We start from the raw sequence: 20422 nt of genomic DNA, 5'->3' as shown, positions 1-20422 counted from the left end.
CGGCGTTAATCTTCGCTTATGCGGACATCGGCCGCCCGGCTGTCGATCTCGACCCCGTCGCGCAGCATCCGCACAAGGCCCAGATATTCGCCCGCGGGCCAGCCGCCATCGGGCGCGCGCCGGCCGACGGCGCGATAGAATTGCGCCTGGTTCCGGTCAAGGTCGACCGTTTCCGACAGAACCGAACCATCCGGCCCGGCAAATTCCAGCGAGAGCTGATCGCCCGCCCGGCCGCCGAACGCGAATCCCCAGATGACCAGGGCACCTGCATCGCCGGCAATGGTCGGGGGCGCGGCGGCACCGGCGCGCACCGTTTCGTAATCGGGAACGCCGGGGAAGAACCCGGCCGCGATCAAGCCACCGGGGCGATAGGCCGGCGGCGTCTGCCACAGTGTATCGGCAGGCGCGCCGTCGCATTTGGCCAGACCTTCGGGGTTGAACGGATCGACCACCGTGCCATCCTTGCGCACGGACAAGTGCAGATGCGGAAATGCCGCCAGACCGCTGAACCCCGCCTGGCCGATGACCGTGGCATTGTTCACTTTGTTGCCGCGCCGCACCCGGACCGATCCGCGTTTCATGTGGCAATACTGGGTTTCCCATCCGCCGCCGTGATCGATGACGACGCCGTTGCCGCATTCGCGATCGCTGACATCCGGCGCGCCGGACTGACCCTGAAGCACGTCCTCCATCCCGTCGCGCACGCCGGTGACCGTGCCCGGGGCTGCGGGATAGACATCGACCCCCGCGCGCATCGCCGCAATCGAAGGCAGGGCAAAATCCGTGCCCTTGTGCCCATCATAGCTCAGCGGGCCGCACATGTAGTCTGCGGATCCCGGACCCGGATCGGTGTCGGTATATTGCTGGATGAAACAGGTCTTGCCCAGCGTGCAGTCCAATGGCGGATTCAAAACGGGCTCCCTCGCGGCCAGCGGCGACGCGAGGGAGCCCGTGAGGATCAGCGCAAGACCGAAGTGCGCGGTGCCAGGCACGAAGCGCGCTCTAATCTGCGGTCAGAAGCGGCGGCTTCTTGGACGACAGCCGCCGGGTTTCGGGCGGATCGATCTGAAGATCGATCTTGCCGTCCTTCACCCCCACGCGCACGACGCCACCCTTGGCCAACTTGCCGAACAGAAGTTCCTCGGCCAGCGGCTTCTTGATGTGCTCCTGGATCACCCGACCCAGCGGGCGTGCGCCCATCTTGTCGTCATAACCCTTGTCGGCCAGCCATTCGGCGGCCGGCGCAGTCAGTTCGATGGCGACATTGCGGTCCAGCAGTTGCGCTTCCAGTTGCAGGACGAACTTTTCGACCACCTGCATGATCACCTCTTTCGGCAGCGCGCCGAACGAGATCACCGCATCCAGACGGTTGCGGAATTCGGGCGTGAACGTGCGTTCGATGGCGGCCGTATCCTCGCCCTCGCGCTTGTCGCGGCCAAAGCCGATGGCCGCTTTCTGCATGTCCGCCGCCCCCGCGTTCGAGGTCATGATCAGCACGACGTTGCGGAAATCCACCGCGCGGCCGTTGTGATCGGTCAGCTTGCCGTGGTCCATCACCTGCAACAGGATGTTGAAGACATCCGGGTGTGCCTTTTCGATCTCGTCCAGCAACAGCACGCAATGGGGGTGCTGGTCGACACCATCGGTCAGCATGCCACCCTGATCGAACCCGACATAACCCGGGGGCGCGCCGATCAGGCGCGAGACGGCGTGTTTCTCCATGTATTCCGACATGTCGAAACGCAGCAGTTCGACGCCCAGTGTATCGGCCAGCTGTTTCGCCACCTCGGTCTTGCCCACACCCGTCGGCCCGGCGAACAGATAGTTGCCGATGGGCTTTTCGGGTTCGCGCAGACCGGCGCGGGCCAGCTTGATGGCCGACGCCAGGGCCGTGATGGCCGCGTCCTGACCGAAGACGACCCGCTTCAGCGACCCTTCGAGGTCGCGCAGCACTTCGGCGTCGTTCTTGGACACGTTCTTGGACGGGATGCGCGCGATCTTGGCCACGACGGCCTCGATTTCCTTGGTGCCGATGGTCTTGCGGCGCTTGGATTCGGCGACCAGGTGCTGCGCCGCGCCGGCCTCGTCGATGACGTCGATGGCCTTGTCGGGCAGCTTGCGGTCGTTGATGTAACGCGCGGACAGTTCGACCGCCGTCTTGATCGCATCGGCCGTGTACTTGATGTGGTGGTGGTCCTCGAAATACTCCTTCAGACCCTTCAGGATCTTGACGGTATCCTCGACCGAGGGTTCGTTCACGTCGATCTTCTGGAACCGGCGCGACAGGGCGCGGTCCTTTTCGAAATGCTGGCGGAATTCCTTGTAGGTGGTCGACCCCATGCAGCGCAGCTTGCCGCCCTGCAACGCGGGTTTCAGCAGGTTGGACGCATCCATCGCGCCGCCGGAGGTCGCACCGGCACCGATCACGGTATGGATCTCGTCGATGAACAGAACCGCATCGGGGTGATCCTCAAGCTCGGTCACTACGGCCTTCAGGCGTTCCTCGAAATCGCCACGATAGCGGGTGCCGGCCAGCAGCGCGCCCATGTCGAGCGAGAAGATGGTCGCCCCCGACAGAACCTCAGGGGTTTCGCCGCGCACGATCTTGAGGGCCAGCCCTTCGGCGATGGCGGTCTTGCCCACGCCGGGATCGCCCACCAGAAGCGGGTTGTTCTTGCGTCGGCGGCACAGCACCTGGATACAGCGTTCAACCTCGGCCTCGCGGCCGATCAACGGGTCGACATCGCCCTTGCGGGACTTGGTGTTCAGATCGACGCAGTATTTCGCCAGCGCCGATTCCTTCTGATCGCCTTCGTCCACGGTGGTGTCGTCGTCGGCTTCGGGTGCGCCGGAAACCGGGCGGCTTTCGCCATAGGACGGATCCTTGGCCACGCCGTGGGCGATGAAGTTGACGGCGTCATAGCGCGTCATATCCTGTTCCTGAAGGAAATAGGCGGCGTTGCTTTCGCGTTCGGCGAAGATCGCGACCAGCACGTTGGCGCCGGTCACTTCGGTGCGACCGGACGACTGGACATGGATCGCGGCACGCTGGATCACCCGCTGGAACGCCGCAGTCGGCACCGCTTCGGACCCTTCGACGTCGGTGATCAGCGTTGACAGATCGTCGTCGATGAATTCGACCAGCGTTGTTTTGAGATCCTCAAGGTCGACGGAGCAGGCTTTCATCACCTTGGCGGCCTCGGGCTCGTCCGTCAGGGCAAGCAAGAGATGTTCGAGTGTTGCAAGTTCGTGGTGGCGGGCGTTGGCAAGGGCCAGTGCCGCGTGGATTGCCTGCTCAAGCGTCGATGAAAATGAAGGCACGTTGCGTGCTCCTTTGTCTTGGTCGTGAAGGATGGGCCCATTCGCGACCTTGGCCCCTTAACCTTAAAGCTTGGTTTTTTATGGCCATGCTTCAAGACTTTTCTTTGGCAAACAGTTCACATTTTGATGGGCGTTGCCGTGTGGTCGGTCGGATGCCGCGTCATTGCGGTGATGTCAGAAGGAATCCTTGCGGCGCCGGATTTCCGCAAAGACGGCGGCGTCGCTCTCGCCCGCCATAGATAGGAATGATTTGACCGACGGCAATCCCGCCCGCAGGAAGGGATTGGTGGCCAGTTCTTCCTTCAGGGTCGACGGCACGGTCGGCGCGCCCTTCGCGCGGGCGGCGTCGATGGCTTTGGCGCGGTCCTGCAACGCGGTGTTTTCGGGTTCGATCGTCAGGGCAAAGCGGGCGTTTGCGGCGGTGTATTCATGCCCCGAACAGATGATCGTGTCATCGGGGAGCGCGGCCAGTTTCGACAGCGACGCCCACATCGTTTCGGGCGTCCCCTCGAACAGGCGACCGCACCCCAGGGCCATCAGGCTGTCGGCGGTGAACGCGGCGCGGGCATCGGGAACGTGAAACGCGATGTGCCCGGTCGTGTGGCCGGATACGTCGATGACGTGCACCGCGTGACCGGCAAAGTCGAACGTGTCCCCCTCGGCCACCTGGCGATCAAGTGGCGGCAGGCGATGTGCGTCGGCAGCGGCACCTGTCACGCTTACGCCGTCCCGTCCCGCCAGCAACTCGGACAGGCCCTGAACGTGGTCGGCGTGATGATGGGTGAGCCACACCTCGCTCAGGTTCCAGCCGCGCGTTCGCAGCGCCGCGTCGATGGGCGCGGCCTCGGGAATGTCGATCAGGGCCGTGGCGCCGCTGTTGCTCTCATGCAGCAGGAAGGCATAATTGTCCGAAAGACAGGGGACGGTGACAAGTTCGAGGGTCATGGTCGGGCACCTTCCTTCAGGAAAAACTCTGATCGGAAGACTTGCAGCAATCGCGGGCCACTTCAATGCATCTGGATGTTCACGATCTTCGCAACTTCTATTACCGCACCCCGCTGGGCCGTGCGGCGCAACGGGCGATCAGAACGCAGGTGGTGTCGCTGTTGCCGCCGCGCCGCGGCGATACGGTGGTCGGTTACGGGTTCGCGGTGCCGCTTTTGCGCCCCTACCTGCCGGCAGCCAAGCGGGTTGTCGGGCTGATGCCGGGGCCGCAGGGCGTGATGCACTGGCCAGCGGGCGAGCCCAACGTTTCGGTCCTGTGCGAGGAAACGCTGTGGCCGCTGGACGGCGGCGCGGCGGATCGGCTGATCCTGATGCACGGGCTGGAAACCAGCGAGGATCCGACCTCGGTTCTCGAGGAATGCTGGCGGGTTCTGGCGCCCGGCGGGCGGGGATTGTTCATCGTGCCGAACCGGGCCGGAATGTGGGCGCGCCGCGATCGCACCCCCTTCGGCTTTGGGCGCCCCTACAGCCTGAGCCAGCTTGAATCGCAACTGAAACGCCACGGGCTGATCCCTCAGCGTCATGTCGCCGCATTGTTTCAGCCGCCGTCGGACCGGCGGTTCTGGCTCAGGGCCGGCGGGTTGATGGAGCGGGTGGGAAGCGCCGTCTCGGGGCGCTATGCCGGCGGTGTCCTGATGGTCGAGGTCAGCAAGCAGGTGCCGCGCCCGGCCGGTCCCGGGCTGCGGGAATCACTGCGGCGTCCGTTGCGCGTGCTGGACGGAATTGCCGGCCCCGAGGCCGAACCGGCCTGAGGGGCGGCTGCCGGGAAAACGGGCGGTCCGGGCGCGAATCGTCAAGGACAGCGCGGCGCGGATCCGATCGTGCATTTTCTGGCAAAGCCGCAGGAAACCGGCGAACGGGGTATGGCGCACCTGTCCCGCGATCCGCGTCTTTCGGGGTGAAACCCGCCTGTTTGTGGCGTCAACGGGATTGGGGCGGGAAACCCGGAACGTATCGCGCCGGAACGGGCCGGCGCTCCGGTGTGACCGCGACGCGCGGTGTCTTGCGGGGCGGCGGTGGCCGACCGGCAACCGGACCCGCACTGGCGTTCTAAAGCGGTTGCGGGGTGTCGAACGCTCTGCTACATGACGCCCGATCTTGATGACGCGCCCGCGAGGGGGCGTCTTTTCAATTGCCCCCTTCGTGCCCGGTCAGGCATTCCCCGGGGGCGAAGCTTCGAAAGGGTGGACGTGTCAGAACCAGCTTCGATTTCCACAGGTATCTCCGGGCGATATGCCTCTGCGATCTTTTCGCTCGCGCAGGATGAAAACGCGCTGGATCAACTGCAAACGGACGTCGATGCGCTGGACTCCGCGCTGAAGGACAGCGAGGATTTCCGTTCGCTGATCGCGTCGCCCGTCTATTCCCGGGAACAGCAGCAGGCGGCCATCGGCGCCATCGCCGACAAGATGGGCCTCGGCAACAACCTGGCCAACACGCTGCGCCTGATGGCGTCCAAGCGGCGCCTGTTCGTGCTGCCCAGCATGATCGCGGCGCTGCGCGACATGATCGCCGAAGCCAAGGGTGAGGTCACGGCCGATGTGACGTCTGCCAAGGCGCTGACCGAAAAGCAGAAATCCGACCTTGCCGCAACGCTGAAGGCGTCGGTCGGCAAAGACGTCAAGCTGAACACCGCCGTTGATGAGAAGCTCATCGGCGGTCTTATCGTCAAAGTCGGCTCCAAGATGATCGATACCTCGATCCGCGCGAAGCTGAACGCACTCCAGAACACCATGAAAGAGGTCGGATAATGGGTATCCAAGCTGCCGAAATCTCTGCGATCCTCAAGGAGCAGATCAAGAACTTCGGGCAAGACGCCGATGTGGCCGAAGTTGGCCGCGTGCTGTCGGTCGGTGACGGTATTGCCCGTGTGCACGGCCTGGACAACGTGCAGGCCGGTGAAATGGTCGAATTCCCCGGCGGCATCGCCGGCATGGCGCTGAACCTCGAGACCGACAACGTCGGCATCGTGATCTTCGGGTCGGACCGCGACATCAAGGAAGGCGATGTCGTCAAGCGCACCAACTCGATCGTGGACGTGCCCGCCGGTGACGCGCTTCTGGGACGCGTCGTCGACGGTCTTGGCAACCCCATCGACGGCAAGGGCCCGATCGACGCCGCCGAACGTCGCGTGGCCGACAGCAAGGCGCCGGGCATCATCCCGCGCAAGTCGGTGCACGAGCCGATGGCGACCGGCATGAAGGCCATCGACGCCATGATCCCCGTCGGCCGTGGCCAGCGCGAGCTGATCATCGGTGACCGTCAGACCGGCAAGACCGCCGTGGCACTGGATACGATCCTGAACCAGAAGTCGTACAACGACGCGGCCACGGACGAGAGCCAGAAGCTGTATTGCATCTATGTCGCCATCGGCCAGAAGCGGTCGACCGTGGCACAGCTGGTGAAGAAGCTGGAAGAAACCGGCGCCATCGAATACACGACCATCGTTGCCGCGACCGCATCCGACCCCGCGCCGATGCAGTTCCTCGCCCCCTATGCCGCGACGGCCATGGCCGAGTATTACCGCGACAACGGGCGCCATGCGCTGATCGTCTATGATGACTTGTCGAAACAGGCCGTGGCCTATCGCCAGATGTCGCTGCTGCTGCGTCGTCCGCCCGGCCGTGAAGCCTATCCCGGCGACGTGTTCTACCTCCACTCCCGCCTGCTGGAACGTTCGGCCAAGCTGAACGAGGAGAACGGCGCCGGTTCGCTGACCGCGCTGCCGATCATCGAAACCCAGGGTGGCGACGTTTCGGCGTTCATTCCGACCAACGTGATCTCGATCACCGACGGCCAGATCTTCCTGGAAACCGAACTGTTCTATCAGGGCATCCGCCCTGCCGTGAACACCGGTCTGTCGGTGTCGCGCGTCGGCTCGTCGGCCCAGACCAACGCGATGAAATCGGTCGCCGGTCCCGTCAAGCTGGAGCTTGCCCAGTATCGCGAGATGGCGGCGTTCGCCCAGTTCGGGTCCGACCTCGACGCCTCGACCCAGCAGTTGCTGAACCGGGGTGCCCGCCTGACCGAGCTGATGAAGCAGCCGCAGTATTCGCCGCTGACCAACGCGGAAATCGTCTGCGTCATCCTGGCCGGCACCAAGGGCTATCTGGACAAGATCCCGGTGAGTGCGGTCGGCAAGTTCGAGCAGGGCCTGCTGAAGCATCTGCATGCCAACCACGAGGACATGCTGAACTGGATCACCGAAGAGGATCCGAAGGTGAAGGGCGATGCCGAAGATCGCATTCGTAGCGCGATCAAGGAATTCGCCGACGACTTCGCCGCCTGAAGACCCGAAAAGGACAGCTGAATGCCCAGCCTCAAGGATCTGAAAAACCGGATCGCGTCGGTCAAATCGACCCGCAAGATCACGAAGGCCATGCAGATGGTGGCCGCCGCAAAACTGCGGCGGGCGCAGGAAGCGGCCGAAATGGCCCGGCCCTATGCGGAACGGTTCAACGCCGTGATGTCGGGGCTGGCGCAATCGGTGCAGGGCAGCGATTCTGCCCCGCGCCTGTTGTCGGGAACCGGCAGCGACAAGGTTGAACTGCTGGTCGTGATGACCGCCGAGCGCGGTCTGTGCGGCGGCTTCAACTCGTCCATCGTCAAGAAGGCGAAGGTCCGGATCGAAAAGCTGCGGGCCGAAGGCAAAGAGGTCAAGATCCTCACCGTCGGCAAGAAGGGGCGCGATCAGCTGCGCCGCGAATATTCCGCGTTCCTAGTGGGTCACGTCGACCTGTCCGAGGTCAAGCGCGTGGGATATGCCAACGCACAGGATGTCGCCAAGGATATCCTGAGCCGGTTCGACGCCGGTGAATTCGACGTCTGCCGGATCTATTTCTCGCGGTTCGAAAACGTCGTGACACAGCACCCGACCGAGCTTCAGATCATCCCGGCCACGTTCGACGAGGCCGAGGAAAGCACGCTGTACGATTACGAGCCCAGCGAGGAAGGCATTCTGGCCGACCTGCTGCCGCGTGGCGTGGCGACCCAGATCTTTACGGCACTGCTGGAAAACGCCGCGTCGGAACAAGGCGCGCGTCAGTCCGCCATGGACAACGCGACGCGCAACGCGGGTGAGATGATCGACGACCTGACCATCGAATTCAACCGCTCGCGCCAGGCCGTGATCACGAACGAGCTGATCGAAATCATTTCGGGCGCCGAAGCCCTCTAAGACGAACCGGAGAGACAACATGGCAAATGCCAAAGGCAAGATCACGCAGGTCATCGGTGCCGTCGTGGACGTTCAGTTCGACGACGAATTGCCGCAGATCCTGAACGCGCTGGAAACGGACAACAACGGCAAGCGCCTGATATTGGAAGTGGCCCAGCACCTGGGTGAAAACACCGTCCGCACGATCGCGATGGACGCGACCGAAGGTCTGGTGCGCGGCACGGTCGTCACCGACACCGACGGCCCGATCACCGTTCCCGTGGGCAATGCGACCCTGGGCCGGATCCTGAACGTCATCGGCGAACCCGTTGACGAAGGCGGTCCGGTGGAAGCGGACGAATACCGTTCGATCCACCAGCCGGCACCGGATTTCGCCGCACAGGCGACGTCGTCGGACATCCTGGTTACCGGCATCAAGGTCATCGACCTGCTGGCCCCCTATGCCAAGGGCGGCAAGATCGGCCTGTTCGGCGGTGCCGGCGTGGGCAAGACCGTTCTGATCATGGAACTGATCAACAACATCGCCAAGGTGCACAGCGGCTTTTCCGTGTTTGCCGGTGTGGGCGAGCGGACCCGCGAAGGCAACGATCTGTATCACGAGATGATCGAATCCGGCGTTATCGTTCCGGACAACCTGACCGAATCCAAGGTGGCGCTGGTCTATGGCCAGATGAACGAGCCGCCGGGTGCACGGATGCGCGTCGCCCTGTCCGGCCTGACCCTGGCCGAGCAGTTCCGCGACCAGTCGGGCACCGACGTGTTGTTCTTCGTCGACAACATCTTCCGCTTCACCCAGGCCGGTTCCGAGGTTTCGGCGCTGCTGGGCCGTATCCCGTCCGCCGTGGGCTATCAGCCGACGCTGGCCACGGACATGGGCCAGTTGCAGGAACGCATCACGTCGACCAAGGCCGGGTCCATCACCTCGGTTCAGGCGATCTATGTGCCCGCCGACGACCTTACCGACCCGGCGCCCGCCACCTCGTTCGCCCACCTCGACGCCACGACCAACCTGTCGCGCGCGATCTCGGAGCTCGGCATCTATCCGGCCGTCGACCCGCTCGATTCCACGTCGCGTCTGATGGATCCGACCGTCGTGGGTGAGGAGCATTACCAGGTGGCCCGTGACGTGCAGGGTATCCTGCAGCGTTACAAGTCGTTGCAGGACATCATCGCCATTCTCGGGATGGACGAACTGTCGGAAGACGACAAGCTGACCGTGGCCCGTGCCCGCAAGATCCAGCGCTTTCTGTCCCAGCCGTTCGACGTGGCGCAGGTGTTCACCGGCGCGCCGGGCAAGCAGGTTCCGCTGGAAGAGACGATCGCCTCGTTCAAGGCCGTTGTCGCGGGTGAATACGACCACCTGCCGGAAGGCGCCTTCTACATGGTCGGCGGCATCGAGGAAGTGAAGGCCAAGGCCGAGAAGATGGCCGCCGACGCCGCCTGACCCTGACACCGGTCCCGTGATGCGGGGCCGGTCCGACCTGTATCGATTCGGAAGGAGCCACCATGGCAGACACGATGCAATTCGACCTCGTCTCGCCCGAGCGTCGCCTGGCCTCGGCCCAAGTGACCGAAGTCCTCATTCCCGGTTCGGAAGGCGACATGACGGTCATGGCCAGCCATGCGCCGACGATCACGATCCTGCGTCCCGGCCTGTTGAAAGCCACGGGACCGGACGGCACCGAGGAATACATGGTCACCGGCGGCTTTGCCGAGATCAACGCCGACGGTATTTCGGTTCTGGCCGAACAGGCGCTGCCGCGCGCCGACGTGACGCAGGAAACGCTGGACGACTGGATTCAGCAGGCGGCCGAGGCCCACGCCAAGGTGCGCGAGTTCAACAACGAACCCGGCCCGGTCGATGATGCGGTGAAACTGCTGAACGACATGGTTGCCACCGGCACGCATATCGGGCTGAACCCGAAGCAGCCGAACCTCTGAGCGACTCGTCAATTTGGATCTGCAAGGGCTCCGGTGTTGATCGGGGCCCTTTTGCGTTGACGTCCGATGCAGACCGTTGACTGAGCCCCTGGATCAGCAGGAGGCCCGAGTCAGGGCAATTCGTCTGCGGGAATGATCGGGAAGAAGACTCCGCCGGATCTGACGCCGAACCAGTCTGACCCATCCTGTGGCGCAGTTTCGCCGATTTCCACGAGGCGATAGAAGCTTTTCCGGTCGATCAGCGCCTCCATCCCGCCACGCACCATGACATAGGGGGCGGGTTCGTCGGTGTCGGGATCGCGCCTGACGCGGATCGGATGATCGGCGTCGGCGGTCACACGGTCGTCGGTCGTGGTCGTGAAGACGATCGTGCGATCCGGTCCTTCCCCCTCCACCGTGAAATCCGATGCCAGGAAAGGTGCGTCGTCCACCATGATCCCGACCTTTTCCACCGGGGTGACGAGGAAATAATCTTCGCCCTCTTTCTTCAGGATGGTCGAGAACAGCCTGACCAGCGGTTTGCGTCCGATGGGGGTGCCGAGGTAAAACCACGTCCCGTCGCGGGCAATGCGGATGTCCAGATCGCCGCAGAACGGCGGATTCCACAGATGGACCGGCGGCAATCCGCCTTTTGACGCAGCGGCCGCGCTTTTTGCCAGGCTTTCGGCAGAAGGTTTCACGATCATTTGTCCCTTATGTGCTTTTGCCATTTGTCCCTGTCGGGATAGGTCTGTCTAATGGTGATATAAGCATGGATGGAGAGAAGTCATGGCCGAGTCCGACGCGCTGATCGCCGAGATCGAGACCTTGGGGGACCACCTGGCGCTGGCACGCGACAGCATCTCGCGGCGTTTCATCGGCCAGGAACGGGTCGTCGATCTGGTTCTGTCGGCGCTGCTGTGCGGTGGACACGGCCTGTTGATCGGTCTGCCCGGGCTGGGCAAGACGCGTCTGGTCGACACGCTTTCCACGGTCATGGGGCTGGATGGGGGGCGGGTTCAGTTCACGCCCGACCTCATGCCGGCGGATATCATCGGATCCGAGGTTCTGGACACGACACAAGACGGCACGCGGGCGTTCCGGTTCATCGAGGGGCCGGTGTTCTGTCAGCTTCTGCTGGCGGATGAGATCAACCGCGCCTCGCCGCGCACGCAGTCGGCCCTGCTGCAGGCGATGCAGGAAAAAACCGTGACCGTCGCCGGGCAATCCCGTGCCCTGGGCCAGCCGTTTCATGTGCTGGCAACGCAGAACCCGATCGAGCAGGAAGGCACGTATCCCCTGCCCGAAGCACAGCTTGACCGCTTCCTGGTGCAGATCGACGTGCCCTATCCCGATCGCGCGACCGAACGCGATATCCTGATCGCCACCACCGGCACCGCGGAAGGCGAAGCGCGCGCCGTGTTCGATGCCCCCGGTCTGCTGGCGGCGCAGGCCCTGTTGCGGCGGATGCCGGTGGGCGATCGGGTGGTCGAGCTGATCCTGGATCTGGTGCGCGCCTGTCGCCCCGACGATCCCTCGGCCTCGGATATCGTGCGCGCCTCGGTCAGCTGGGGGCCGGGGCCGCGGGCGGCGCAGGCGCTGATGCTGACGGTGCGCGCGCGTGCACTGCTGGACGGGCGACTTGCCCCGTCGCCCGATGACGTGGCGGCCATGGCGGCGCCGGTGTTGTCGCACCGGATGGCTCTGTCATTCGCGGCGCGGGCGCGCGGCGAGAGCCTGTCGCAGCTGATCGAAACCGTCGTCGCCAATGTCACCCGGATCGAGGCCGCGGCGTGAGCGACTCCGCCCTTTTGCGCGCGGGTGCCGAAGGGCTGGCGGCGCCCCTGCCGCCGTTGATGGCCGACGCCGAACACCTGGCGCAGAGCGTGCTGCTGGGCGCCCACGGTCGGCGGCGGGCAGGCGTCGGGGACGAGTTCTGGCAATACCGCCCGGCCATGCCGGGCGACGACGGACGCAGCATCGATTGGCGCCGTTCGGGGCGGTCCGATGCGCATTTCGTCCAGCAGAAGGAATGGCAGGCGGCACAGTCGATCCTGCTGTGGGTCGACGATGGCCGGTCGATGGAGTTCGCGTCGGATCCGGGCGTGCCGACCAAGGGCGCGCGCGCGCGGCTGATCGCCATGGCGCTGGCGATCTTGCTGGTGCGGGGTGGCGAGCGTGTGGGGTTGTCGGGCGACGGGCTGCCGCCGCGGACCGGCCAGGTGCAATTGCTGCGGCTGGCGTCGGCGCTGTCGGGCTCGGTCGAGGCTGCCGAATACGGCGCGCCGGAAACGCGGGGGATGATGGCACGGTCACGCGCGTTGTTCGTGTCGGATTTCCTGGGCGATCCCGATCCGGTCGCCGGTGCGTTGACCAAGGCCGCGGATCGGGGCGTCAAGGGCGCCGTGCTGCAGGTTCTGGACCCGCAGGAAGAGGCGTTTCCCTTCGACGGGCGCACCGTGTTCGAATCCATCGGCGGTGCCCTGCGCCATGAGACGCTGAAGGCGGGCAATCTGCGTGATCGCTATCTTGATCGGTTGGCGGCGCGCAAGGCGATGCTGGCCGACCTGTGCCGCGCGACAGGGTGGCAATATCACTGTCACCACACCGCAGACAGCGCCACGGCGGCCCTGTTGTGGCTGTATGGCGCGATGGAGCGGACGCGGTGATGGCTGTCCTGGCGAACATCGGCTTCAGCGCGCCTTGGTTGTTGCTGGCTCTGGCGGCGCTGCCGATCCTGTGGCTGTTGTTGCGCGCGGTGCCGCCCGCGCCCGTGCGCCGGCGGTTTCCCGGTGTTGCCTTGCTGTTGGGCCTGGGAGACGAAGAACAGCAAAGCGATCGCACGCCGTGGTGGTTGCTGCTTCTGCGGACACTGGCCGTGGCCGCGGTGATCGTGGGCTTTGCCGGCCCGATCCTGAATCCCGACGACCGAGTGCCGGGCAGCGGTCCGATCCTGATCGTGGCGGACGGGACGTGGGCGGATGCCCGCGACTGGCCGCGGCGGCTGGACCGGATCGATGATGCCCTGCGCGAAGCGGCGCGGGACGGGCGGACCGCCGCCGTGGTGACGCTGACCGACCTGCCGGCGGATGACGGTTTGCCGTTTCGCGCCGCCGATGCCTGGATCGCGCGGCTGTCGGGGCTGACGCCGCGACCTTGGGCGCCCGACCGGGACGACATCGGTGCATGGGCCGGCGCGTTGGACGGCAGTTTCGAAACACTGTGGCTGTCCGATGGCGTGGCTGCACCTTGGCGCGCACCGCTTCTTGCGGCGTTCGAGCGTCGTGGTCCGGTGACGGTCTTCGAAAGCCCGCGGCCGGTGCTGGGTTTGCGCCCGGCGCAGTTTCGCGACGGCGCGATCGCGCTGTCGGCGGTGCGTGCGCGCGCGGACGGGACGCAGGACATCGACGTGGCCGGGCACGGTCTGGATCCGGCGGGGATCGAACGTGAACTGGCCCGTGCCACGCTGACCTTTGCCGAAGGCGCCCCCGAGGCCGAAATATCCCTGTCGCTGCCGCCCGAGCTGCGCAACCGGATCACGCGGTTCCAGATCGACGGCTGGCGGTCGGCGGGGGCGGTGACACTGACCGATGACGCCCTGAAGCGGCGCGAAGTGGCGTTGATTTCCGGGCGCGACGATGGCGCGGCGCTGCAACTGCTGTCGCCGACCCATTACCTGGAACAGGCCCTGGCCCCCACGGCGGATCTGATCGACGGGACGCTCGCGGATATCCTGCAGGCCAATCCCGATGTCATCGTCATGGCGGATGTCGCCATGGTGACATCGGCCGAGGCCGAAGAGATTGCCGCCTGGGTCGACGGTGGCGGCCTGCTGCTGCGTTTTGCCGGGCCGCGCCTGGCCGCAAGCGACGTGTCGCGCGACACCGAAGACCCGTTGATGCCGGTGCGGCTGCGCACCGGCGGGCGCAGCGTCGGCGGCGCCATGAGCTGGGGCGAGCCGAAGGGGTTGCGCGCGTTTGCCGAAGGCTCGCCCTTCGCCGGGCTGGAAATTCCGGATGACGTGAAGGTGAACGCACAGGTCATGGCGCAGCCCGATCCGACGCTGGCCGACAGGGTGATCGCCGCGTTGGAAGACGGCACGCCGCTGGTCACCCGCAAGCGGTTGGGACAGGGGCAGGTCGTGCTGTTCCACGTCACGGCGAATGCCGAATGGTCGACGCTGCCGCTGTCGGGGCTGTTCGTACAGATGCTGGAACGGCTGGCCGTGTCCACGCGCCCGGCACAGGTGGCGGCCGAGGATCTGGCCGGCACGACATGGACGCCCGACCGCCTGCTGGATGCGTTCGGACAGATCGGCGACGCCGGCAACCTGCCGGGGATCGCGGGCGAGGATCTGGCCCGGGCGGTGCCTTCGGCCGCAAGCCCGCCGGGGCTCTATGCCGGCGAAGACCGGCGGATCGCCCTGAACGTCACGGGCGCCGAAAGCGTGCTTGCGCCGACCGTCTGGCCCGCCCGGATCCCGGTGGAAGGCCTGACGTTGGCGGGGGAAACGGCCCTGAAGGGATGGTTGCTGATGCTGGCGCTGGGATTGTTGGCGCTGGATGTCATCGCATCACTGTGGCTGGCCGGGCGTCTTCGCGGGCCGCGCGGTGCGGTTGCGGCCATGGCCGCACTGATCCTGGTGTCGGCGCCGTTGGACACACGCGCGCAGGAGGCCGATGCCTTTGCGCTGAACGCCACGGCCGAAGTCGTCTTGGCCCATGTGGTCACCGGCGACGCCCGGGTGGACGAGATCGCCCATGCCGGGTTGCGGGGGGTGTCGGACACGCTGTTCTCGCGCACCTCGATCGAACCGTCCGATCCGATTGCCGTGAACCTGGAAACCGACGAATTATCGTTCTTCCCCTTCCTTTACTGGCCGGTGACCCCGGATCAGCCGCAACCGAGCCCGGCGGCCTATGCCCGGCTGAACACCTATCTGCGGACCGGGGGCCTGATCCTGTTCGACACCCGCGACGCCGATGTCGCGGGCTTCGGTGGCGGATCGCCGAACGGGCGCAAGCTGCAGCAACTGGCCAGACCGCTGGATATTCCGCCGCTGGAACCGCTGCCGTCGGATCACGTCCTGACGCGGACCTTCTATCTGCTGCAGGACTTTCCCGGACGTTTTGCCAGCCGGGACATCTGGGTCGAGGCGGCGCCGCCCGATGCCGAGCAGATCGAGGGGATGCCGTTTCGCAACCTGAACGACAACGTGACCCCGGTGGTGATCGGCGGCAACGACTGGGCCGCCGCCTGGGCCATCGATGACCGCGGCAACCGGATGTTCCCGGTGGGGCGCGGTTACGCGGGCGAGCGCCAGCGCGAGATCGCCCTGCGCTTTGGTGTCAACCTGATCATGCACGTGCTGACCGGGAACTATAAATCCGACCAGGTCCACGTTCCCGCCCTTCTGGATCGGTTGGGTCAGTGACGATGGGTGGAATGAGTATTTTTATCGGTAAGAAATCAGGACTCTGCCCATGGACAGCGTGATATTCGATCCGTTGGTCCCGGTGGCCTTCCTGTCGGCGGCCGCGGTGGTCGCGACGTTGGCCGTCGGCCTGTGTTTGTGGCGCGGGCTGGCGGGGTGGTGGTTGCGGGGGCTTGCGGCGATCGTGCTTCTGGTTGCGTTGGCGAACCCGTCGTTCCAGCAGGAAGACCGCGCGCCGTTGAGCGATATCGTGATCCTGGTCGTGGACGAAAGCGCCAGCCAGCGGATTTCGGACCGCGCGGCGCAGGTGGCCGAGGCCGAAGCCGCGCTGGAAGCCGAAATCGCCGATCTGGAGAACACCGAGTTGCGGGTGGTTCGGCTGGGCGACGGCGAGGGGGATCGTGGCACCTTGCTTATGGCGGCGCTGGCGGGGGCCATGGCCGAGGAGCCACGCGCGCGGCTGGCCGGAGCGATCCTGTTGACCGATGGACGGCTGCATGATGTGGCGCAGGCGCCCGATCTGCCCGCGCCGCTGCATGTATTGTTGAGCGGGCGTGAGGCCGATTGGGATCGCCGGCTGGTCGTGACCAACGCGCCGGCCTTCGCCATCATCGACGAGCCCGTCACCCTGACCCTGCGAATCGAGGATCAGGGCGCGGTCCCGACCGCGGTCAAAGAGCGCGCCGAGCTGAGCATCGCCGTCGACGGGGCCGCACCGCAGCTGTTCGAGGTTCCCGTCGGTCGGGATCTGGAATTGCCCGTGACGCTGAGCCATGGCGGGATGAACGTGATCCAGTTCAGCACCCCCGAAACCGGCGATGAGCTGACCGATCGCAACAACGCGGCCGTGGTGCAGATCAACGGCGTGCGCGACCGGCTGCGCGTGCTGCTGGTCAGTGGCGAGCCGCACGCGGGCGAACGGACATGGCGCAACCTGCTGAAGTCGGACAGTTCGGTGGATCTTGTCCATTTCACCATCCTGCGCCCGCCGGAAAAACAGGACGGCGTGCCGGTCAACGAATTGTCGCTGATCGCTTTTCCGACGCGCGAGCTTTTTCTGGAAAAGATCGACGAGTTCGATCTGATCGTGTTCGACCGATACAAGCGGCGCGGCATCCTGCCGGCGCTGTATTTCGACAATATCCGCCAGTATGTCGAACGGGGCGGTGCCGTCCTGGTTGCTGCGGGGCCCGATTATGCCAGTGCCGCGTCGATCTATCGCTCGCCCCTGGGCGATGTGTTGCCCGGTGCGCCCACGGCGCGGGTGTTCGAACAGGGGTTTCTGCCCCGTCTGACCGAGCTTGGGCGCAAGCACCCGGTGACCGAGGGGTTGGATGCCCTGTCGCCGGGCGGCAGCGATGGCCAGCCCGGCTGGGGGCGCTGGATGCGGCAGATCGAGTTGACCGCGACGTCGGGGCAGGCGGTGATGCAGGGGATCGATGACGGCCCCCTGCTGATCCTCGACCGGGTGGGCGAGGGGCGCGTGGCCCTTCTGGGATCCGATCAGGCATGGCTGTGGTCGCGCGGCTATGAAGGGGGCGGGCCGCAGTTGGAGTTGCTGCGCCGGCTGGCCCACTGGATGATGAAGGAGCCGGAACTGGACGAAGAGGCGTTGGTCGCCAGCGCCGAGGGGCAGCGGGTGACGATCCTGCGCCGCACCCTTGGCGACACGGTGGGCGATGTCGAGATTGCCGGGCCAGATGGCAACGTGACCAGGGTGCCGCTGGAGCCGACGGCGCCGGGCCGGTTCGCGGCGGAATGGCGAGCGCCCGACATCGGGCTTTACCGGTTGCGCGAGGCAGAGCAGGAAACCGTGATCGCCGTGGGGCCGTCGGCACCCCGTGAGTTCGAGCAGACGGTGGCCAGTGGCGAGATGCTGAAACCTGTCGTCGATACGACCCGGGGGGGCATCCTGGCGATCGAGGACGGAATTCCCGACATCCGACAGGTCCGCGAAGGCCGGCCCGCCGCCGGACGCGGCTGGATCGGGCTGACGCCGCGCAAGGCCTATCTGACAGCGGATGTGATGGTGACGCCGCTTGTCTCGGGCTGGCTGTTCCTGCTGCTGGCGGCCCTGCTGACGGTCGGCGCATGGGTGCGCGAAGGACGACGCTGAGCGCGGGGCCGTCGCCGTCGGTCGCGGCGGGTGACGCGGAATTCGCGTATGTGTGTCAGCGAGAAGCGCGGTGGATCCGCGGACTGTGCGACGACACCCCTGCGATCAGTGGTGAGCGCCCCGGCGAAAAGCGCCCGTCGTCATGGATCGGCGGGCGAACGTCCAAGCAGGATGTCACGCGATTGCGAGCGGAATTCCCGTGTCCACAGCAGGACCAGCGTGGCGATCACCGCGATGATCAGCGTGATCGCGCCAAGCAGCCAAGCCACCGCGGTCAGGGCGAAATACATCGACCTGAGGCCGCGATTGAAGTTCCACGCCGCGCGGATGTTCAGTTCGGCCGATCGCGCGGCGCGTGGCATGGTCTGGGGGTCGTCCCGATCATTGGGGACCGACGCCATGACCACGGCGCAATAGCCGAACAACCTGTTGGACCAGACGAATTTCAGGAAGGCATCGGTGAGCAGAAGCGCGACAAGGGCCAGCTTCATCTCCCAGATGATCGTCGGGGTGCTGCGTGCCGTCAGGTCTGCGGCGACGCCGGCCAGGTGTTCGGCGTTGCCGATCAGGGCCATGACGCCGCCGATGGCGATGACGCTGGTCGAGGCGAAGAAAGACGTCGCCTGACGCAGCGAACCGAGGATCGTGGCGTCGAAGATGCGCGGCTGGCGGGTGACCATCTGCACCATCCAGTCGCGGCGATATTGCATCATCAGCACCGTGACCGAGGGGCGGGCGGCGTTCGGGCGTTCGATCCACCAGCCGATCAGGCTCCACCCCGCAAGCAGAAGCGCGACGGCGGCACCGTCCATCAGGGTCAGCAGGCTCAGGCGGTCAATGAAGGTCATGGGGTTGCCTAGCTCAATTTCCCGGCAACGGGTAGTGCGGCAGTGGCATGGCCGGATTTGCGCCTTGTTTGTGGGTAGGTATCGGTTATGTTTTCACACTGGACGGTTGAAAGGAACATGTCATGGAAATGCCGATTCCCAACGCCTTCGTCATCGACCGCAAGGCGGATATCGTCGCGCGTTTGCAGGCCGTACTGGCGCCCGACGCGGTGATTCACGAAGAGCACGAGGTGCGCGCCTATGAGTGTGATGCGCTGACCGCCTATCGGTGCCCGCCGCTGTGCGCGGTTCTGCCGTCGTCCACCGCCGAAGTGGCCGCCGTGTTGAAGATCTGTTTCGAGGAAGGGGTGCCGGTGGTGCCGCGCGGATCGGGCACGTCGCTGGCCGGGGGGGCATTGCCCACCGCCGACAGCGTGATCCTGGGCGTGGCGCGGATGAACGATGTTCTGGAAACCGATTACGCCAACCGGTTCATCCGGGTGCAGACGGGGCGGACCAACCTGTCGGTGACCGGCGCGGTCGAGGAGGAGGATTTCTTCTATGCCCCCGATCCGTCATCGCAACTGGCCTGTGCCATCGCGGGCAACATCGCGATGAACAGTGGCGGTGCGCATTGCCTGAAATACGGCGTGACGACCAACAATCTCATGGGTGTCACCATGGTCACGATGGAGGGCGAAATCGTCGAGATCGGCGGTGCGTACCTGGATTCCGGCGGGCTGGACCTTCTGGGGCTGATCTGTGGATCCGAGGGGCAGTTGGGTGTCGTGACCGAGGCCACGTTGCGGATCCTGCGCAAGCCGGAAGGGGCGCGGCCGGTTCTGATCGGGTTCGATTCGAACGAAGTGGCGGGCGAATGCGTGTCGGACATCATCAAGGCCGGTGTCCTGCCGGTGGCGATCGAGTTCATGGACCGCCCCTGTATCCGCGCGACCGAGGCTTTTGCCCACGCGGGCTATCCCGATTGCGAGGCGCTGCTGATCGTCGAGGTCGAGGGATCCGACGCCGAGATCGACGAACAGCTGTCGGTGATCACCGAAATCGCGCGGAGCCATGATCCGGTGGAACTGCGGGAAAGCAAGTCGGCCGAGGAATCGGCGCGGATCTGGCTGGGGCGCAAGTCGGCGTTCGGTGCCATGGGGCAGATCAACGATTACATGTGCCTGGACGGCACGATCCCGGTGTCGTCGCTGCCCCATGTGCTGAAGCGGATCGGCGAGATGTCGAAGGAATACGGCCTGGACGTGGGCAACGTGTTTCACGCCGGCGATGGCAACATGCACCCGCTGATCCTGTTCGATGCCAACAAGGACGGCGATCTGGAAAAATGCGAGGCGTTCGGCGCGGACATCCTGCGCCTGTGCGTCGAGGTCGGTGGTTGTTTGACCGGCGAACACGGGGTCGGCATTGAAAAACGCGACCTGATGGGCGATCAATACGACGATGTGGATCTGGAAGCGCAGTTGCGGGTGAAGGATGTCTTCGATCCCAAGTGGTTGTTGAACCCGGCCAAGGTGTTTCCGCTGGCGGCGACCGAAAGCCGGCGCGCCGCGTGACGCCATCGTCGGATTTGAGTATTTCGAGCAAGAAAAAGTCAGGAG

16 protein-coding genes are annotated in these 20422 nt (G+C 65.2%); 11 read left to right on the top strand and 5 right to left on the bottom strand.

The window, feature by feature from the left end; all coding sequences use genetic code 11:
- Positions 1-5: 5 nt before the first annotated feature.
- The 3 genes from CFP68_RS03385 to gloB all read right to left on the bottom strand — a co-directional run bounded on the left by CFP68_RS03385 (position 6) and on the right by gloB (position 4266).
- Entirely contained in the window at positions 6-911 is a 906-nt protein-coding gene (locus tag CFP68_RS03385) for a M23 family metallopeptidase (RefSeq protein WP_241523938.1), read from the bottom strand.
- A gap of 91 nt (positions 912-1002) precedes the next feature.
- A complete protein-coding gene (gene clpA / locus CFP68_RS03380) occupies positions 1003-3321 on the bottom strand; it encodes an ATP-dependent Clp protease ATP-binding subunit ClpA (protein ID WP_099824546.1) in 2319 nt (772 codons plus the stop codon).
- Between the two features lie 174 nt (positions 3322-3495).
- Positions 3496-4266: a hydroxyacylglutathione hydrolase gene (gene gloB, locus CFP68_RS03375; RefSeq protein ID WP_099824544.1), complete on the bottom strand. Its 771-nt coding sequence runs from the start codon at positions 4264-4266 to the stop codon at positions 3496-3498.
- 65 nt (positions 4267-4331) lie between these two features.
- Between gloB and CFP68_RS03370 the strand changes: the two genes are divergently transcribed.
- The 6 genes from CFP68_RS03370 (at position 4332) to CFP68_RS03345 (ending at position 10444) form a co-directional block, all read left to right on the top strand.
- Positions 4332-5078: a class I SAM-dependent methyltransferase gene (locus CFP68_RS03370; RefSeq protein ID WP_099824542.1), complete on the top strand. Its 747-nt coding sequence runs from the start codon at positions 4332-4334 to the stop codon at positions 5076-5078.
- A gap of 432 nt (positions 5079-5510) precedes the next feature.
- Complete coding sequence (locus tag CFP68_RS03365; protein ID WP_099824539.1) at positions 5511-6077, top strand: F0F1 ATP synthase subunit delta; 567 nt, start codon at positions 5511-5513, stop codon at positions 6075-6077.
- Positions 6077-7615, top strand: coding sequence for a F0F1 ATP synthase subunit alpha (gene atpA / locus CFP68_RS03360; RefSeq protein ID WP_099824537.1), 1539 nt, complete (start codon positions 6077-6079; stop codon positions 7613-7615). Before CFP68_RS03365 ends, atpA begins: the two co-directional genes overlap by 1 nt.
- A gap of 21 nt (positions 7616-7636) precedes the next feature.
- A complete protein-coding gene (locus CFP68_RS03355) occupies positions 7637-8503 on the top strand; it encodes a F0F1 ATP synthase subunit gamma (RefSeq protein ID WP_099824535.1) in 867 nt (288 codons plus the stop codon).
- 19 nt (positions 8504-8522) lie between these two features.
- Positions 8523-9947: a F0F1 ATP synthase subunit beta gene (atpD, locus tag CFP68_RS03350; RefSeq protein ID WP_099824533.1), complete on the top strand. Its 1425-nt coding sequence runs from the start codon at positions 8523-8525 to the stop codon at positions 9945-9947.
- 62 nt (positions 9948-10009) lie between these two features.
- A complete protein-coding gene (locus tag CFP68_RS03345; protein WP_099824531.1) occupies positions 10010-10444 on the top strand; it encodes a F0F1 ATP synthase subunit epsilon in 435 nt (144 codons plus the stop codon).
- Between the two features lie 110 nt (positions 10445-10554).
- Here CFP68_RS03345 and CFP68_RS03340 read toward each other — a convergent pair whose 3' ends face one another.
- A complete protein-coding gene (locus CFP68_RS03340) occupies positions 10555-11130 on the bottom strand; it encodes a DUF1285 domain-containing protein (RefSeq protein ID WP_241523937.1) in 576 nt (191 codons plus the stop codon).
- Between the two features lie 82 nt (positions 11131-11212).
- Between CFP68_RS03340 and CFP68_RS03335 the strand changes: the two genes are divergently transcribed.
- From CFP68_RS03335 to CFP68_RS03320, 4 genes are read left to right on the top strand one after another with little or no spacing between them, the layout of a single operon-like run.
- Complete coding sequence (locus CFP68_RS03335; RefSeq protein WP_099824527.1) at positions 11213-12220, top strand: AAA family ATPase; 1008 nt, start codon at positions 11213-11215, stop codon at positions 12218-12220.
- Positions 12217-13092: a DUF58 domain-containing protein gene (locus CFP68_RS03330; protein WP_099824525.1), complete on the top strand. Its 876-nt coding sequence runs from the start codon at positions 12217-12219 to the stop codon at positions 13090-13092. The genes CFP68_RS03335 and CFP68_RS03330 overlap by 4 nt, the downstream gene beginning before the upstream one ends.
- Entirely contained in the window at positions 13092-15857 is a 2766-nt protein-coding gene (locus tag CFP68_RS03325) for a DUF4159 domain-containing protein (RefSeq protein WP_099824523.1), read from the top strand. Before CFP68_RS03330 ends, CFP68_RS03325 begins: the two co-directional genes overlap by 1 nt.
- A 49-nt stretch (positions 15858-15906) precedes the next feature.
- On the top strand, positions 15907-17973 hold the full coding sequence (locus tag CFP68_RS03320; RefSeq protein ID WP_099824521.1) for a hypothetical protein: 2067 nt from the start codon (positions 15907-15909) through the stop codon (positions 17971-17973).
- 140 nt (positions 17974-18113) lie between these two features.
- On the opposite strand, the gene CFP68_RS03315 is transcribed toward CFP68_RS03320, so the two are convergent.
- Complete coding sequence (locus tag CFP68_RS03315; RefSeq protein WP_099824519.1) at positions 18114-18821, bottom strand: DUF599 domain-containing protein; 708 nt, start codon at positions 18819-18821, stop codon at positions 18114-18116.
- Between the two features lie 122 nt (positions 18822-18943).
- Between CFP68_RS03315 and CFP68_RS03310 the strand changes: the two genes are divergently transcribed.
- Positions 18944-20377 carry an FAD-linked oxidase C-terminal domain-containing protein gene (locus CFP68_RS03310; protein WP_099824516.1) on the top strand — a complete coding sequence of 478 codons (1434 nt, stop codon included), beginning with the start codon at positions 18944-18946 and terminating at the stop codon, positions 20375-20377.
- The last annotated feature ends 45 nt before the right edge of the window (positions 20378-20422 follow it).

This window comes from Oceaniglobus indicus, assembly GCF_002751875.1.
Lineage (GTDB): Bacteria > Pseudomonadota > Alphaproteobacteria > Rhodobacterales > Rhodobacteraceae > Oceaniglobus > Oceaniglobus indicus.
This window is presented reverse-complemented; position numbering and strand designations above follow the sequence as displayed.